The 16,859-nt window shown below is 43.3% G+C and carries 16 protein-coding genes; 2 read left to right on the forward strand and 14 right to left on the reverse strand.

Annotated features, from left to right (window positions below):
• Positions 1-50 precede the first annotated feature (50 nt).
• Genes A6J84_RS06565 through A6J84_RS06595 form a run of 7 tightly spaced genes read right to left on the reverse strand, consistent with a single transcriptional unit; the run spans position 51 to position 5,386 of the window.
• Positions 51-815: an amino acid ABC transporter ATP-binding protein gene (locus A6J84_RS06565; RefSeq protein ID WP_000942257.1), complete on the reverse strand. Its 765-nt coding sequence runs from the start codon at positions 813-815 to the stop codon at positions 51-53.
• 9 nt (positions 816-824) lie between these two features.
• Positions 825-1,547 carry an amino acid ABC transporter permease gene (locus tag A6J84_RS06570; protein WP_061416042.1) on the reverse strand — a complete coding sequence of 241 codons (723 nt, stop codon included), beginning with the start codon at positions 1,545-1,547 and terminating at the stop codon, positions 825-827.
• 3 nt (positions 1,548-1,550) lie between these two features.
• The gene (locus A6J84_RS06575; RefSeq protein WP_070656875.1) at positions 1,551-2,243 is read right to left on the reverse strand and encodes an amino acid ABC transporter permease; all 693 of its coding nucleotides are present in this window, start codon (positions 2,241-2,243) and stop codon (positions 1,551-1,553) included.
• A gap of 32 nt (positions 2,244-2,275) precedes the next feature.
• The gene (locus A6J84_RS06580; protein ID WP_084883422.1) at positions 2,276-3,154 is read right to left on the reverse strand and encodes a transporter substrate-binding domain-containing protein; all 879 of its coding nucleotides are present in this window, start codon (positions 3,152-3,154) and stop codon (positions 2,276-2,278) included.
• 11 nt (positions 3,155-3,165) lie between these two features.
• Positions 3,166-4,164 carry a uroporphyrinogen decarboxylase family protein gene (locus tag A6J84_RS06585; protein ID WP_095726287.1) on the reverse strand — a complete coding sequence of 333 codons (999 nt, stop codon included), beginning with the start codon at positions 4,162-4,164 and terminating at the stop codon, positions 3,166-3,168.
• A 2-nt stretch (positions 4,165-4,166) separates the two neighbouring features.
• Complete coding sequence (locus tag A6J84_RS06590; RefSeq protein WP_095726288.1) at positions 4,167-4,370, reverse strand: hypothetical protein; 204 nt, start codon at positions 4,368-4,370, stop codon at positions 4,167-4,169.
• A gap of 11 nt (positions 4,371-4,381) precedes the next feature.
• On the reverse strand, positions 4,382-5,386 hold the full coding sequence (locus A6J84_RS06595) for a uroporphyrinogen decarboxylase family protein (protein ID WP_095726289.1): 1,005 nt from the start codon (positions 5,384-5,386) through the stop codon (positions 4,382-4,384).
• A gap of 367 nt (positions 5,387-5,753) precedes the next feature.
• Here A6J84_RS06595 and A6J84_RS06600 point away from each other — a divergent pair, with 367 nt between their 5' ends.
• Positions 5,754-6,611 (forward strand): 5'-nucleotidase, lipoprotein e(P4) family, encoded by an 858-nt coding sequence (locus A6J84_RS06600; RefSeq protein ID WP_095726290.1) that lies wholly within the window; start codon positions 5,754-5,756, stop codon positions 6,609-6,611.
• 230 nt (positions 6,612-6,841) lie between these two features.
• Here A6J84_RS06600 and A6J84_RS06605 read toward each other — a convergent pair whose 3' ends face one another.
• Both A6J84_RS06605 and glmS read right to left on the reverse strand, forming a co-directional pair.
• A complete protein-coding gene (locus tag A6J84_RS06605) occupies positions 6,842-7,894 on the reverse strand; it encodes an LLM class flavin-dependent oxidoreductase (RefSeq protein WP_095726291.1) in 1,053 nt (350 codons plus the stop codon).
• A 111-nt stretch (positions 7,895-8,005) separates the two neighbouring features.
• Positions 8,006-9,814, reverse strand: a complete 1,809-nt coding sequence (gene glmS / locus A6J84_RS06610; protein ID WP_095726292.1) for a glutamine--fructose-6-phosphate transaminase (isomerizing) — start codon at positions 9,812-9,814, stop codon at positions 8,006-8,008.
• 215 nt (positions 9,815-10,029) lie between these two features.
• Between glmS and A6J84_RS06615 the strand changes: the two genes are divergently transcribed.
• The gene (locus A6J84_RS06615; RefSeq protein WP_095726293.1) at positions 10,030-10,443 is read left to right on the forward strand and encodes an EamA family transporter; all 414 of its coding nucleotides are present in this window, start codon (positions 10,030-10,032) and stop codon (positions 10,441-10,443) included.
• Positions 10,444-10,481: 38 nt separating this feature from the next.
• On the opposite strand, the gene A6J84_RS06620 is transcribed toward A6J84_RS06615, so the two are convergent.
• From A6J84_RS06620 to A6J84_RS06640, 5 genes are all read right to left on the reverse strand, one after another.
• Complete coding sequence (locus tag A6J84_RS06620) at positions 10,482-11,861, reverse strand: glycoside hydrolase family 1 protein (RefSeq protein ID WP_095726294.1); 1,380 nt, start codon at positions 11,859-11,861, stop codon at positions 10,482-10,484.
• 98 nt (positions 11,862-11,959) lie between these two features.
• Positions 11,960-13,813: a proline--tRNA ligase gene (locus tag A6J84_RS06625; RefSeq protein WP_095726295.1), complete on the reverse strand. Its 1,854-nt coding sequence runs from the start codon at positions 13,811-13,813 to the stop codon at positions 11,960-11,962.
• 16 nt (positions 13,814-13,829) lie between these two features.
• Positions 13,830-15,086, reverse strand: coding sequence for an RIP metalloprotease RseP (rseP, locus tag A6J84_RS06630; RefSeq protein WP_095726296.1), 1,257 nt, complete (start codon positions 15,084-15,086; stop codon positions 13,830-13,832).
• A 15-nt stretch (positions 15,087-15,101) separates the two neighbouring features.
• Positions 15,102-15,905, reverse strand: coding sequence for a phosphatidate cytidylyltransferase (locus A6J84_RS06635; RefSeq protein WP_095726297.1), 804 nt, complete (start codon positions 15,903-15,905; stop codon positions 15,102-15,104).
• Between the two features lie 8 nt (positions 15,906-15,913).
• Positions 15,914-16,672 carry an isoprenyl transferase gene (locus A6J84_RS06640; protein ID WP_000466705.1) on the reverse strand — a complete coding sequence of 253 codons (759 nt, stop codon included), beginning with the start codon at positions 16,670-16,672 and terminating at the stop codon, positions 15,914-15,916.
• Between the last annotated feature and the right edge of the window lie 187 nt (positions 16,673-16,859).

The raw sequence follows: 16,859 nt of genomic DNA on the forward strand, positions 1-16,859 counted from the left end.
CAGAAAAATCTTCTAGTCATGGGGTGTTGTTTTTATGATACACTTATCTATCAAATCATATATTCTACACTATAGGTTGCATCTGATAAGATACGAGCCAGAAACTGCTTGGTTCGTTCTTCTTGTGGACGACTAAAGAAATCGTGGGGATTGTTCTCCTCTACGATACGGCCTCCATCCATGAAAATAACGTGGTTTGCGACATCTCTAGCAAATCCCATCTCATGCGTGACGACCACCATGGTCACACCTTCTCCCGCCAACTGTTTCAGAACATCCAAAACATCTCCAACCAACTCAGGGTCTAGTGCAGAAGTTGGTTCATCTAGCAAAATGACCTCGGGCTTGACGGCAATGGCACGCGCAATTCCTATTCGTTGTTGTTGCCCTCCAGATAGTTGTGAAGGGTAATAGTCCTTATAAGCAAGTAAACCAACTTTTTCCAAGGCAGATTCTGCACGTTTGAGCGCTTCTTCCTTGGGAACTTTACGAGCTACGATTAGGCCTTCTAGAATATTTTCCAGAGCAGTTTTATTCGCAAAAAGATTGTAGTGCTGGAAAACAAAGGCTGTTTTTTGGCGAATTTCTAGAATGTCTTTCTTGCTCAATTTGGATAAGTCATAGGTTTTTCCTGCCAAGGTCAAACGGCCACTATCAGCTTTTTCTAAGTGGTTGAGACAACGGAGAAAGGTCGTTTTCCCCGAACCTGATGGCCCTAAGATAACGACGACATCCCCTTGGTTGACCTGGAGATTGACATCCTCCAGCACCTGCCTCTCACCAAATGTTTTTGCGATATGTTCTACTTGTAACATCCTGTCCTCCTATACAAAACGCGCACTAGATGCTTTTGCACTTTTTTCTTTTTTCACATAGCCTTTTTCCAGTAGAGAGAAGCCCCACTGAATCAAACCACAGATCAAAATATACTGCAAAAAGATCACAAAATATGACTCAAAATACTGGTAACCGTAGGACGCTTCCACACGAGCAATAGCGGTGATATCCTTGATGGTCATAACAAAGACCAGGGAGGTTCCCTTGACGATATTGATCACCAGATTGGCCAAGTTAGGCAAGGCTGAGCGCAAGGCTTGAGGAAAAACAATCCTTAGATAAGCCTGGGTCGTAGTCAGCCCAATTGCATGCGCTGCCTCTAGTTGTCCCTTGTCCACCGTCAAGATAGCTGAACGCAAAATCTCCGACAAACTCCCGACTGTCATCAAACTATAAATAATGAAGGCATAGTAGAGAGGATCAAGTTTGAAAATATCAAAGTCACTTCCTATGCTTTTGAAAAATTGATTCAGCAAACTTGGAAACAAACTATAAAAGAAGAGAATCAATAAAATCGGAGGAGTCGCTCGGATAAAGGCCAGATAGACCAGAGAAAAACTCCTCACACCTCGAACCTTGTAAATCTGCCCCAAGGCTAAAAATAGAGCTGGTAAAAAGCTTAAGACCATAGCCACAATCATGATAATCAAGGTGATTGGCACACCCTTCAAGGTCTCCAGAAAGGTCTTTACAATATAGTCTATATCCATTTCTTACCTCCCTTTTGTTTCCAAAGACTTCTCAAGCAAACGACTCAAGCTAGAAATAACCAAGGCAATCCCCCAATAAAGAAGCGCAACTGCCGTATAGGTTTCCAGAGAGTAGTTCCCTAAATTGCGACTGATCAAGAGATTCCCGGCCCCCATAACATCAACAAAACCAATCGTATAGGCCAAGGCAGCATCCCGCATGAGATTGAGAATAGCAGTTGTTATATTGGGAAGAGCAACTTGAAAAGCTTGAGGAAAAATGATTCTCCAAAAAGTCTGACTTGGAGTCAAACCAATACTAAGCCCGGCCTCTGTCTGCCCCTTTGGAATAGCTTGATAGGCCGCCTTGAAAACCTCGGCAACAATAGCCGCAAACAAGAGAATCATCGTCAAGAGAACAAAAATAGTTTTAGACCAGTTGTTGATATCCAAACCAAGCCACCATTTCAGAAATTCTGGCAAGCCATAAAAGACTAGAAAAAGCAAGACAATCGGCGGTGTACAACGTAGGGTAAAGATATAGCCTTTGGAAATCGCTGCAAAACTCTTGTCTTCTCCTACTTGCGCCCAGGCCAAGAGACCTCCAAAAAGGGAACCAAGAAGAGTGGTAAAAAAGAGAATGAACAAGGTCATAGGAAGTGCCTGCCATAAGGTCGGCAAAAACTGAAAGACCTTGGAAAAATCATAAGAAACCATGCAAAACCCTTTCTAGTCTTGGAATTTCTGGTCTAGTCTTTGTCTACATAACTAAAGACATCTTCTTTAAAGTATTGCTGAGATAACTTAGCAAGCGTTCCATCTTCCTTCAACTCTTTGATTGCTTTTTCATATTCTTTAGCGAATTTCTCACCCTTTTCATCATGGTGAATCAAGGGATAAGTTGGAATGCCCTTGTATGGGAACCAGCTGAGTTTATCCGCATATTGGTGGTAAGGGCCATCTTCTGCGGTAACTGCTTTTTCAAAGGACAGTTTGATATCAAAGAAGGCGTCATAACGTCCTTCTAAGACCCAGGCATAGGCATCTGCTACTTTAAAGGATTCTGCTGCTGTTAGCTCAATCGGTGCGTCCTGATGTTTTTCATTGTAGCTGGTGATAACATTCCATTGAGCATTCTGTGGAGAGATGGGAACCAATTTCCCTTTATTCTTAGCAAAGTCATCAATGGTTTTGTATTTCTGTTCATCTTCTTTTCTGACAGTAAATCCGATGATGCTCGCTCCCACTGGTTCAGATGGAATGACAAACTTTTTAGCTCGTTCATCTGTGTACCAAGCTCCCTTGGTTCCGATGTCATACTTGCCTGATTCCAGACCAATCAAGAGGTCATCATCACTGGTACCTGTATATTCAAATTGATAGTTTGCCAACTTCTCATCAACAGCCTTCAAAACAGCTACTTCATAACCATCTGATTCCCCTTTTTCATTGACAAAGTCATAAGGTACGTAGTTTTGTGTATGGGCAACCTTCAAGGTTATGACTTCAGCAGACGAAGCCGTTTCTCCCTCCTTGGCTGGAGCGCCAGCTAAACTTCTCCCGATAATCGTTGCCCCAATTACTGCAACAACTGCTACACCACCGATAATCCATGCTTTTTTACTCATCTTTTTCTCCTTTAGTTTTCAAGCGCTTCTCTCACCCACTGGATACGTTCAACTGCGATATCACTTGGAATGGTACAATCTGCCCCAAGTACCAAGCCCTCTTCCCCAGCTTCTGCAACTAGTTTCTTTGCCTCAGCCTGAATGGCATCCTTGCTACCAGTATACAGTAAGCCTGTCTTGCCATTTTCAAATCCTCCAAGAACCGTACGTCCCTTGAAAATCTCACGACCTTCCTTGAGAGTGATTCCCTCTGGTCCTACAGCCCAGTTAAAGACTTGGGCTGGATAGTCTGCAAAAAGGTGAATATCATTTCGCGCTCCCTCGTAGCCACAGATATGAAGAACTGTGACTCCACCAACAGCACTAGCTGCTTCCAGAACCGTTATCTCGCTAGGTGCAATGACGGCTTGATAATCTGCTGCTGACACTCGTTGATCTTGGATACTCTGCACGCTGAGGTATATTCCATCAGCACCAGCCTCTTCGATGACAGCTCGACTGAGACTCGCAATATCCTCTGCAATCACATCCAACACCTTCTTAAGAGCTTTAGGATCTTCCACCAAAAAATCAGCAATGAGGTCATCCCCACCAGACACTTCCCCCAGTAGCCACTTGAGATAGGTCACAGGAGCAAAAATATTGTAAATCGCAACGATATCTTCTGTAAACTCTTGCTTGATTTTCTTAACCAAGTCAACCTGCTCTTTTATCCAAGCATGATCTGGTCCGAGTGGTTGAATGGTCGCCAATTCTTGAAGTGATTTTCCTTTGGCAATCGCTGGATTTGGATAAGCAAAGTAGCCATCACTCATGAGTTTGATAAAGTCCGGCTGAACTTCTCGGATAAAGCGCTTATGGCCCTCAATATTCTTCTCGATAATGACTGGATTTGAAAAACCGTGTAGCCATTCGTCTTCGGATGTGAAATGGTGCCAAAAGCCAACTGGCACACGATCAACCTTTTCACCTTTAAATGCTTTTAAAACCCATTCTCTTTTTTCTGACATTCTTATTCTCCATTTCTTACTTTTTCAACTAATAAACTGCTTGCGATATCATTCGAGCGTAGAAAGGGGAGACTGGACTTGGAAAAATCCTGAACTCCACGACATCTCTCTCCATTTTTGCAGTGCCCATTTTTTACGACGCTTACGGCAACCAAAGCCAGCAAACCGATAACTGCAATGAAGATGCCCCATCTTTTACTTTTCATAACTCCTCCTTTTAGAGAACAGCTGCCTGCCGAATCCAGTCCAACCTCTCTAAGTCAAAGTCATCTGGAACAGTACAGTCAGCTCCCAGAAGAACGCCTTTACTACCCGCTTCAGCCAACAACCGTCTTGTTTCATCTTGCAATTCCGCCTTGGAACCTTGATAAAGCAAGCTTTTCTTGCCATTTTCAAATCCACCTAAAACGGCCTTGCCTGGAAACAACTCTTGACCCTGTGTCAAACTAACATCCTCATGGTGGGTCGCCCAGTTGACCACTTGAGCTGGATAGTCCTTAAATATCGTCACATCATTGCTCGCACCTTCAAAACCACAGATATGGAGGATATTGGTCCCACCAACCTGATTAGCTGCCTCTAAAATCGCTATATTGCTCGGTTCTATATAGGTTTGGTAAAGTGCTGGTGTGATGCGCTCATCTTGAATTTCCTGGGTGCTGAGGTAAATCCCGTCAACACCGCCTTGCTGGATGATTTTCTGAGTTAGGATAGCAATATCTCCTGCAATCACATCTAGAATAGCTCTGAATTGCTCAGGATTTTCAAGCAATAAATCAGCTACTTCCTTATCACCTCGAGAAGTTTCTGTACGGAACCAGCGCTTGAGGTAGGAGATCGGCGAAAAGATATTGTAGAAAGAAGCAATCTCTTCGGTAAAGGTCTCTCGAATCGCTTGTACCACTTCCACCTGTTGCTGAATCCATGGGTGTTCCTCACCAATCGACTCAATAGAAGTCAGCTCCTGAATGCTTGCAATCTTAGGACTATAGACATTACTTGGATAAAGGAAAAAACCGTCGCTCATAATTTTGACAAAATCAGGGCGAATCCTTCCCACATAGTTGCGATGCCCATCAACACTCTTTTGAAAGATACGTGGATTATTTAATCCCTGCCCCTTTTCTTCGAGTGTTACAAAATGAAACCAAAATCCCACAGGAACTCTTTCCACTTCATCGCCTCGAATCGCTCTAAAGACTAGATCTCTTTTACTTGCCATACCTTTCTCCTTCCATTTGGATTGAAACCATCTTACCACTCCTTTTCCCCTTTTCCCAATATATATTGACTATCAACTCGATTGGAAATTTTTATATCAATAAAGAAAAAAATCCCTGAAAAGCTTGATGTTACTAGCCTTTCAAAGATTCACTTTATTTTCATCTATTTTTCAAAAAGGAGTTGATATAGATTTTCTATCAAGCCGATTGGAAAATTTTATATCCATCTTCATTCCCAAATTAAGTACATAATTTTATCCTAATACCAAATTACTACTGAAAAATTTATTTTCTCCCAATATTCCCTTGCACAAATCCCGCGAAAACGCTACAATATTAATAGACTATTATTAGGAGGATGGGATTATGAAAATATCCAAAGTTACCGTTACAATTGCTTCTACACTTGCTTCCGTCATTTTACTGACTGGCTGTGGCACAAATTCGGCAAATTCACAGACAACACAAAGTAGTACATCTGATAATCAGGTTACCATGACCTATGATCAGTTGCGTTCAAGAGAAAATACTATGTCAACTCTTTGGTATCAAAAAGCAGCTGAGACCAAGGCACTCTACCTACAAGGTTACAATGTTGCTACTAATCGTTTGAAAGAACTACTAAAAACACAGACAGATAAACCCTACTCTATCGTTTTGGACTTGGACGAAACCGTATTAGACAATAGCCCTTATCAAGCACAAAATGTCAAAGACGGAACAGCATTTACCCCAGAAAACTGGGATGTCTGGGTAAAAAAAGCCGCAGCCAAGGCTGTACCAGGTGCTAAAGACTTTCTCCAATTTGCAGACCAAAACGGTGTCCAAATTTACTATGTATCTGACCGCACGATAGATCAGGTAGATGATACGATCAAAAACCTAGAAAACGAAGGAATTCCTGTACAAAGCCGCGATCATCTCATGTTCTTAGAAAAAGGCGTCAAATCTAAAGAAGGTCGTAGACAAGCAGTCCAAGAAAAAACCAACTTAGTCATGCTACTAGGAGACAATCTTGTGGACTTTGCAGAGTTTTCAAAGACCTCTGAAACTGAGCGCGACCAAAAATTAGAGGAATTACAAAAAGAGTTTGGTGAGAAATTCATCATTTTCCCTAACCCAATGTACGGATCATGGGAAAGCACTGTTTACAATGGTAATAAATTAGATGCCAAGGGTCAAACTGAAGAGCGCCAAAAAAACTTACAAGGTTTTGATAAATAAAATAAGAGAGCTATCTACCAGTTTACACCAACCACAAGATATCGTATTTGCGAGAATAGCGAAAAAAGACGATTTCCAAGCAGAAATCGTCTTTTTTACTATTTTATCTTGTACTTGGTATAAACTAGTATATATTCCACTAGATAGTATGCTCTATCTCTTGTACCACTTCCACCTGTTGCTGAATCCAAGGGTGATCCTCACCAATCGACTCAACCGATTGAATTTTTTTATATCCTCTCTTTCATGGCAAAGTAAGCTCGTACTTTGGGGGCCACTTGTGTGCCGAAGAGTTCAATAGCTCTCAAAACTTGATCATGTGGCATAGAACCAAGCGGTAGATGGAGCATGAAGCGGTCCAAGTCTAAATCCTCAATCATGCGAATCAATTTTTCTGCTACCTGATCAGGATTTCCCACAAACATGGCTCCATTTGGACCAACTTGCTCCAAATATTGCTCATAGGTCAACTCCTGCCAGTGCGGACGGTCTTTGGAAATAGTATCCACTACTTGCTTGGTCGGATGGAAATAATCTTTGACAGCCTGCTCGCCATCTTCCGCAATCCACCCCCAAGAATGAGCGCCCACTTTCAGGTCTTTATCCGCATGACCGGCCTCCCTACCAATCTCACGATAAGCTTGAATCAGCTTTTTAAAATAATGCGGATTGCCACCGATAATGGCATAGACAATCGGCAACCCTGCCCGAGCAATCTTCACTGTTGACTCTACATGACCACCTGTCGCCACCCACAATGGCAATTTGTCCTGAACAGGACGAGGATAGACTTCTTTTCCAGCAATGCTTTGGGTCAATTGCCCCTGCCAGTTCACTTTGGTGCTTTCATTTGCCAGCTGAAGCAGGTCTAACTTTTCATCAAAGAGAGCTTCATAGTCTTTCAAGTCATAGCCAAACAGAGGGAAGGATTCGGTAAATGAACCACGACCTGCCATAATCTCTGCCCGTCCATTTGACAAGGCATCGATGGTAGCATATTGTTGGAACAAGCGAATCGGATCCATACTCGAGAGAATGCTGACCGAACTAGTCAAACGAATCTTTTTGGTATTGACTGCCCCAGCTGCAAGAATAATCTCTGGCGCCGATACCGCAAAGTCCTCCCGATGATGCTCCCCAATCCCGTACACATCCAAACCAACCTTATCAGCCAGCTCAATTTCTGCCACCAACTGACGAATGCGTTCATCATGACTGTAAATCTGCCCAGTCGCTTCCAGAGCGGTTGTTTCACCAAATGTTGAAATTCCTAATTCTACCATACTGTTTCCTCGCTATCTCTTTTAGTTTTTAGAGTATTTTATCACTAATTAGTTTTACTTTCAATGGATTTGCTCATTAGAAAAAGCCTAGATGAACTAGACTTTCTTGGTTTATTCTACTGTTACTGACTTAGCAAGGTTACGTGGTTTGTCCACATCGAGTCCACGGTGGAGGGTTGCAAAGTAAGCGACCAATTGCGTTGGTACGACCATTGAGATTGGTGAGAGGTAAGGGTGGACAGTCGTAAGAACGATATCATCTGTCTCTTTGGCAACATTTTCTTCTGCGATTGTAAGTACCTTAGCACCACGGGCTGCGACCTCCTGGATATTTCCACGAGTGTGGTTAGCAAGGACTGGATCTGACAAGAGGGCCAAGACAGGTGTCCCCTCTTCAATCAAGGCAATGGTTCCGTGCTTGAGTTCTCCTGCCGCAAAGCCTTCACATTGGATGTAAGAAATCTCTTTGAGTTTGAGACTGGCTTCCATGGCTACATAGTAGTCTTGACCACGTCCAATGTAAAAAGCGTTGCGAGTTGTTTCAAGAAGCTCTCGAACCTTGGCATCAATGTTTTCTTTCTCAGAAAGAGTTGATTCGATAGACTGAGCTACGATTGACAACTCATGAACCAGGTCAAAGGCTTGCGCTTTGGCATTGCCGTTTGCTTCTCCAACTGCTTTTGCAAGGAAGGCAAGGGCTGCGATTTGTGCCGTATAGGCCTTTGTTGATGCTACGGCAATTTCAGGACCCGCGTGAAGAAGCATGGTATGGTTGGCTTCACGTGAAAGAGTTGAACCTGGCACATTTGTCACTGTCAAACTCGGAATTCCCATTTCATTAGCCTTAACCAAAACCTGACGGCTGTCAGCTGTTTCACCAGACTGGCTGATAAAGATGAAGAGCGGTTTCTTGCTGAGAAGTGGCATACCGTAGCCCCACTCAGATGAGATTCCAAGTTCTACTGGTGTATCTGTCAATTCTTCCAACATCTTCTTAGAAGCAAATCCTGCGTGGTACGATGTTCCAGCTGCAAGGATATAGATGCGGTCTGCATCTTGAACAGCCTTGATGATAGCTGGATCTACGACAACTTGACCTGCCTCATCCGTGTAGGCTTGGATGAGTTTACGCATAACCGTTGGTTGCTCGTCGATTTCCTTGAGCATGTAGTAAGGATAAGTCCCCTTACCGATATCTGACAAGTCGAGCTCAGCAGTGTAGCTAGCACGCTCACGACTGTTACCATCATAGTCTTGAACTTCGACGCTATCAGCCTTGACGATTACCAACTCTTGGTCATGAATTTCCATGTATTGGTTGGTCTCACGAATCATAGCCATAGCATCTGAGCAGACCATATTATAACCTTCTCCAAGACCAATCAAAAGTGGAGATTTGTTCTTAGCGACATAGATGACATCTGGATTTTCAGAGTCAATCAAGGCAAAGGCATAAGAACCACGAATAATGTGAAGGGCTTTTTTGAAGGCTTCAAGAACTGACAAACCATCTTCTTCTGCAAATTTCCCAATCAGGTGAACGGCAATTTCTGTATCGGTTTGCCCCTTGAAGTGGTGACCTGCAAGGTATTCTTCCTTGATTTCAAGGTAGTTTTCAATCACTCCATTGTGCACCAAGACAAAACGTCCTGTCTCAGAGCGGTGTGGGTGAGCATTTTCTTCCGTTGGTTTCCCGTGAGTCGCCCAACGCGTATGTCCGATACCAGTTGTTCCCTCAACACCAGCTGTCTTTGCAGACAATTCTGCGATACGACCAACAGCCTTGACTAGATGGTTTTCAGCACCACCTAGGACAAAAATCCCCGCAGAATCATAACCACGGTATTCGAGCTTTTCAAGCCCTTGAATCAAAATATCAGTTGCATTTGTGTTTCCAACAACACCAACAATTCCACACATAGTATATACGACACAGACCAGCTGTGCTTTCTCCTTAAATTGGTATAGTCTGATTTCTCTTTTACAGAACCAGCAAAAACAGTATATACTTGTTTTTTTAACTTGTCAAGAATAAAAATTGGTATAGTTTTTCTATCTGGTATTTTATCAAGATTTCACTTGATCCCTGACAAGTCAGCATCAATTACTTATAATAAAAAGAGGAGGTATTTGCCATGTGGTTTTTCTTCGCACTTTTATCAGCTATCTTTGCAGCCTTAACGTCAATTTTAGCCAAGATTGGGATTGAAGGAGTTCCATCCAATCTAGCAACCGCTATTCGTACAGTCGTCGTCATTCTTATGGCCTGGGCCATGGTTTTCTTGACCAATAGTCAGACCGAAATTGTCAACATCAGTAGAAAAAGTTGGCTCTTTCTCGTCTTATCAGGCTTGGCCACTGGTGCCTCCTGGCTCTGCTACTACAAGGCCCTACAGATGGGCAATGCGACTGAGGTATCTGCTGTCGATAAATTCAGTCTCGTCATTACCCTCGTTCTAGCCTTTTTCTTCCTACAAGATATCCTGACGTTTAAAACAGTTATTGGCTGTATCCTGATTACGATTGGGACCTTGGTGATGATATTGTAATAAAAAGTGAGATGAACGCCATCTCACTCTTTTTATTCTTAAAATCCATTATGGTCGCTGAGTTCCTTGAACCAGTGCCCTGATTTCTTCAGACGGCGTTCTTGTGTTTCCAAGTCTAATTCAACCAAACCATAGCGGTTTTTATAGCTATTGAGCCATGACCAGCAATCAATAAAGGTCCAGATTAAGTATCCTTTACAGTTTGCTCCATCTTCAATGGCACGGTGAAGTTCACGCAGATGTCCTTTGACAAAGTCAATACGATAGTCGTCCTGAATCATGCCATTCTCACGGAACTTGTCTTCCCCTTCAACACCCATGCCGTTTTCGGTCAGCAACCACTCAATATTACCATAATTTTCCTGGATATTTTGAGCGATATCATAAATCCCCTGCTCGTAGATTTCCCAACCGCGGTGAGGATTGATTTTACGGCCCGGCATGACGTAAGGTTCGTAGAAATGCTCTGGCAAAAGCGGGCTATCAGGATGTTTAGCAAAACGTGGCGCCATAACGCGCAAAGGTTGGTAGTAATTGACTCCAAGGAAATCAACTGTATTCTCCCGAATAAGGTCCAACTCCTCAGCTGTAGAATTCGGTAACAAATCATACTCAGCTAAAATTTCCACCAATTCCTTTGGATAAGCTCCCAGTACAGACGGGTCTAAGAAAGATTGGGCTTGGAATAGGTCGGCAATGCGCGCAGCCTTGACATCCGCAGGATGTTGGCTACGTGGGTAAGCTGGTGTCAAGTTAAGGACAATCCCAATCTTAGAATCAGGCAAAATCTCATGACAGGCCTTAACCGCAAGACTGCTAGCCAGTTGTGTGTGATAGGCTACCTGAACCGCCGCTTTGGCATCTACCTTATGAGGATAATGGGCATCATAAAAATAACCAAATTCTACGGGGACGATGGGTTCATTGAAGGTAATCCATTGGTCCACCAAGTCACCGTAAGTCTCAAAACAAAAACGAGCATAGTCTTCATAGGCTGAGACAGTCGCCTTATTTTCCCAGCCATCCCCATCTTCTTGTAGAGCAAATGGCAGGTCAAAGTGATAGAGATTAACTAAGAGACGAATTCCCTTGGCCTTAATGGCTTCAAAGACCTGACGGTAGAAAGCCACCCCTTGCGGATTGACCTCTCCACGGCCTTGTGGGAAAATGCGAGACCACTGGATAGAAGTTCGGAAGGCTGTATGCCCAGTCTCTACCAGAAGCTCAATATCCTTTTCCCAGTTTTCATAGAAAGTCGATGTTTTGTCAGGTCCAATCCCATTGTAGTAGCGATTGGGCTCCACCTGATACCAATAATCCCAGAGATTATCTCCTTTACCATCACCAAGCACTCGTCCTTCTGTCTGTGGTCCAGAAGTGGAGGAACCCCAAACAAAATCCTTTGGAAATTTTAGCATAGCTTTACCTCTTCGTTTACTCATTTTTCCCATTATATAGAAAAAACAAGGTAAAAACTAGTTACATTTTTGCCTTGTTTTTCTTCTGATTATAGTTTTTATTTCTTGCTGAGGATTTCAAGCGTTTCAAGCAAGTTGTCTGCATGAACTTCGATGGTGTCACCAGTCGCCTTAATCTTAACTTCTACGATGCCATCGGCTGCTTTCTTCCCAACAGTAATACGGATTGGCAACCCAATCAAGTCGCTATCGCTAAATTTAACCCCGACACGTTCGTTACGGTCGTCTGTCAAGACTTCGTAACCAGCTCCCATCAAGTTTGCTTCAAGTTTCTCTGTCAAGGCTTGCGCTTCTTCATCTTTGGCATTGACAGTGATCAAGTGCACATCAAATGGTGCCAATTCTTTAGGGAAGTTAACTCCCCAAGCATAACGGTATTCCCCTTTAGGCGTTTTGTTAACAAAGAGGCGAGCGTGTTGCTCCATAACTGCTGAGAGAAGACGGCTAACACCAATACCGTAACATCCCATGATAATTGGCACAGCACGACCATTTTCATCCAAAACATCTGCACCCATGCTTGCTGAGTAGCGAGTTCCGAGTTTGAAAATATGACCGATCTCAATACCACGGGCGAAGTTTAAGACACCTTGTCCGTCTGGGGAAATTTCACCCTCACGAACTTCGCGGATATCTACATATTCTGCAGTAAAGTCACGACCTGGATTCACACCCGTCAAGTGGTAGCCATCTTCATTAGCCCCTACAACAGCATTGCGAACATCTTGCACCTTACGGTCTGCAATGATTTTCACATTTTCTGGCAAACCAACTGGGCCAAGCGAACCAAAGCCAGCTGAGATAACATTTGCTACTTCTTCCTCGCTCGCAACATCAAAGAAATCTGCTCCCAAGTGATTTTTCAACTTAACTTCATTGAGTTGGTCATTTCCAACTAGAAGGGCTGCAACAAGCTCTCCATCTGCCATGTAGAAGAGGGTTTTGATCGTTTGCTCTTCTGGCACGTTTAGGAAGGCTGCCACTTCATCAATTGATTTAACATCTGGTGTTGCGACACGAGTCACTTCTTCTTCCGCAACGACACGGTTGCTTGGTTTGTACTCGTTTGTTGCCATTTCTAAGTTAGCCGCATAACTAGACTCACTTGAGTAGGCGATGGTATCTTCACCAGAAACCATCCATTTAAGTAATTCTGCCTTGATTTCTTCTTGCACTTCTTCAGGAATTTCATCAAATGAGGCAACTGACTTGTCCAAGACAACCCAGCGGTCAAGGTCTGTACGGGCTGGTGTAATGGCCATAAATTCTTGGCTATCCTTACCACCCATGGCGCCACCATCACCGATGATAGCCTTGAAGTCCAAGCCACTACGAGTGAAAATTCGTTCATAGGCCGCTTTGTACTCGTCATAAGTCACATCCAAACTATCGTAATTAGCATGGAAACTATAGCCGTCTTTCATGATAAATTCACGCGTACGGAGAAGACCGTTACGTGGACGTTTTTCATCACGGTATTTCGGTTGGATTTGGTAAAGGTTGAGTGGCAATTGCTTGTAAGACTTGATAGAGTCACGAACAATAGCCGTAAAAGTTTCTTCGTGTGTCGGACCTAGGATAAAGTCTGACTTTTCACGGTTTTTCAGTTTATAAAGGTCTTCACCATAGGTTTCATAACGACCTGATTCACGCCAAAGATCGGCACTGAGAAGGGCAGGAGCCAACATCTCCACCGCACCAATCTTATCAAACTCTTGGCGCATAATATTCTTAGCCTTTTCAATCACACGGTTAGCAAGTGGCAGGTAAGAATAAACACCAGCAGAAACTTGACGAACATAACCAGCACGCAACATAAGGGCGTGGCTGATAACTTGAGCATCGCTTGGCATTTCGCGAAGCGTTGGGATTAGCATTTTACTTTGTTTCATAATATTCCTCGATTATCTAAAAGAAGAGTCGCATAATGTCATTCCAGGTCACAGCTAGCATCAAGACAACCATGATAACTACACCAGCCATGGTGACATAGGTTTCAATTTCTTGTTTAAGGGGTTTCCGGCGGATAGCCTCTAGGATATTGAGCACAATCTTTCCACCATCCAAAGCCGGGATAGGAATCAAGTTAAAAATCCCGATATTGATGGAAATTATAGCTAGGAAATAGAGGACATTCTCAAGACCATTTTTAGCAGCATCGCTACTTGCCTTAAAAATGGCAACGGGACCACCGAGTTTGTTCAAATCTGGATGGAAAATCAAGTTTTTCAGAGCCGAAAGGATGCGAAGTCCTGAGTCAGCAGCGGTTGTAAAGCCACCAACAAACATGGATAGAAAGTCTGACTTGACCCCCGGTTGAACCCCGAGAATGTAACGTCCTTGATTTTCTTCTGGCGTCACAGTAACTTGCTTTTCACTACCATTTTCAGAAATGGTCACATCCAAGGTCGGGGCTGTCTTGTCCTTAGTATCTGCTTCCACAGCCTGAGTCAAGTCTTGCCAATTCTTAACCTCATGCGAGCCGACCTTGGTAATTTGAGCGGTCTCAGCTACGCCTACTTTAGCCAAAGCGCCCTCTGGCATGACGTGAAAGAGATTGGTCTGAGCATCTCTAACACCGCCCTGCAAAAAGATCAAGATCCAAAAAACAACAACACCTAAGATAAAGTTATTCATAGGACCTGCAAAGTTGGTGATGAGCTTGCCCCAGATAGAAGCATTTTGATACTGTACATCCAAAGGAGCTATGCGCACTTCGGTTCCGTCTTCTTCAACAACCGTTGCATCGTGATCTACTGCAAAAATCTTTTCTTCTTCCAAGACCAACCCCTTGATAAAGAGCTTGTCTTCAAAGTCAAACTGGGTTACCTGCATAGGAAGAGCCGTTTGATCCAGTTTCTTCCCTGAGAGGTTGATCCGTTTGACCTTACCATCATCAGCAAGTGTTAAACTGACTGGAGTTCCTGTCTTGATTTCTGTCGCATCATCACCCCAGCCTGCCATACGAACATAGCCTCCTAGAGGAAGGATTCGAATGGTATAAGCAGTGCCATCCTTACCGATATGGGAAAAAATCTTGGGCCCCATACCAATGGCAAATTCACGAACTAGAATGCCTGATTTCTTGGCAAAATAAAAATGTCCAAACTCATGCACCACCACAATAATCCCAAAAACGAGGATAAAGGTTAGCAATCCAATCATTCAATATTCCTTTCTTTAAAACAGGCCAAATAAGTGCATCATTGGAAACACAATCAGCATGCTGTCAAAGCGATCCAACACACCGCCATGTCCAGGGATAAATTTCCCAGAATCCTTGACACCGAAATGGCGTTTCATGGCACTCTCAATCAAGTCACCAAACTGACCTGCCACACTGAAGAAGGCAGCAAAGAGACTCATTCTATAAATTCCATAAGGAAGAGCAACTGTACTGTCCACTAGCATGAAGATTACCGTTATCAGTACCGCACCTAAAATACCCCCGACAAAGCCCTCAATACTCTTATTAGGAGAAACTCTCGGTGCCAACTTATGTTTACCAAAATTCATCCCTGTCAGGTAGGCTGCGCTATCTGTCGCCCAAACGATAAAAAGGGCCAACAGTACCTTGTCAAAACCTGCCACCCGAGCATCTAGTAAGGCATTAAAGCCAAAACCAACATAAAAGCTCACAGCAATTGGAAAAGCGGCATCTTCAATCGTGTAGCTTTTACTGAAAACGGTGGTCCCTAGCATAATCATAATTAAAACGCTGTAGGCAACCACATTCCCATCAACTGGCAAAAAAGTTAGGTAATTTTCTAAGGGGATTGTGAGAGCAAAGGTCGCAAAGAGGGTCATGGCACCCTCGATGGTCATAGTCTTTAGCCCCTTCATGTGCAAGAGTTCATGGACGCCTAGCATCGCTAACAAGCCAATCCCTATCTGCAACAAGAGCCCTCCTGCAAACAAGACTGGAAGGAAAATTGCCAGGGCCAATACCGCAAACAATGTTCTCTTTTGTAAATCCTTGGTCATATCTTCTCCTAAACTCCTCCAAAACGGCGATTGCGATGGTTAAAAGCAGCAATAGCTTCCTGCAAGGCAGCTTCATCAAAATCAGGCCACAAGGTATCCGTAAAGTAAAGCTCACTATAGGCTGCTTGCCATGGCAAGAAATTACTCAAACGCAACTCACCACTCGTACGGATAATCAAATCCGGATCCCGCAAATCCTTTGGCAGGTGTTGCGTAAAAAGATAGTCCCCGATCATATCTTCTGTGATGTCACCAGGGTTGATTTTAGCATCTAGAACATCTTGAGCCAAGCCCTTAAGAGCCTGCGTAATTTCAGCACGACCACCATAGTTAAGCGCAAAATTGAGAATCAAGCCCGTATTGTTCTTAGTCAACTCCTCTGCTTTTTTCAAAGCTTCAAAAGTCGGCTTAGGCAGACGGTCTGTCTCCCCAATCATCTGAATCTTAACGTTATTTGCATGCAATTCAGGGACATAGTTATCATAAAACTCGACTGGCAAGTTCATGATAAACTTGACTTCTTGATCTGGGCGCGTCCAATTTTCCGTTGAAAAGGCATAAACCGTGATGACCTTAACTCCCATCTTGTTAGCTGCCTTGGTTACCTTTTGGAGGGCTTCCATCCCCGCCTTATGACCAAAAACCCGTGGTTGCATCCGTTTTTTAGCCCAACGACCATTCCCATCCATGATGATACCAATATGAGCAGGAACCTGTGTTGGAACCTCGACTTCTACAGCTTTATCTTTCTTAAAAAATCCAAACATGTTCTTATTCCTATTCAAAAATCTATCGTTTCATTATACCATATTTCCCTATTTTCTTCTATTGCTAAGTTATTAGCTCTCCGTACATACAAAAAATAAGCCGCCTGATTGGGCGACTTAATTTTATAGGGAGATTATTATGAAAAAGTTTTAGGAGTTTAAGTTAAGTTCCTCTTAACTTATGAAC

This window comes from Streptococcus sp. FDAARGOS_256, from assembly GCF_002289235.2.
Taxonomy (GTDB): Bacteria; Bacillota; Bacilli; order Lactobacillales; family Streptococcaceae; genus Streptococcus.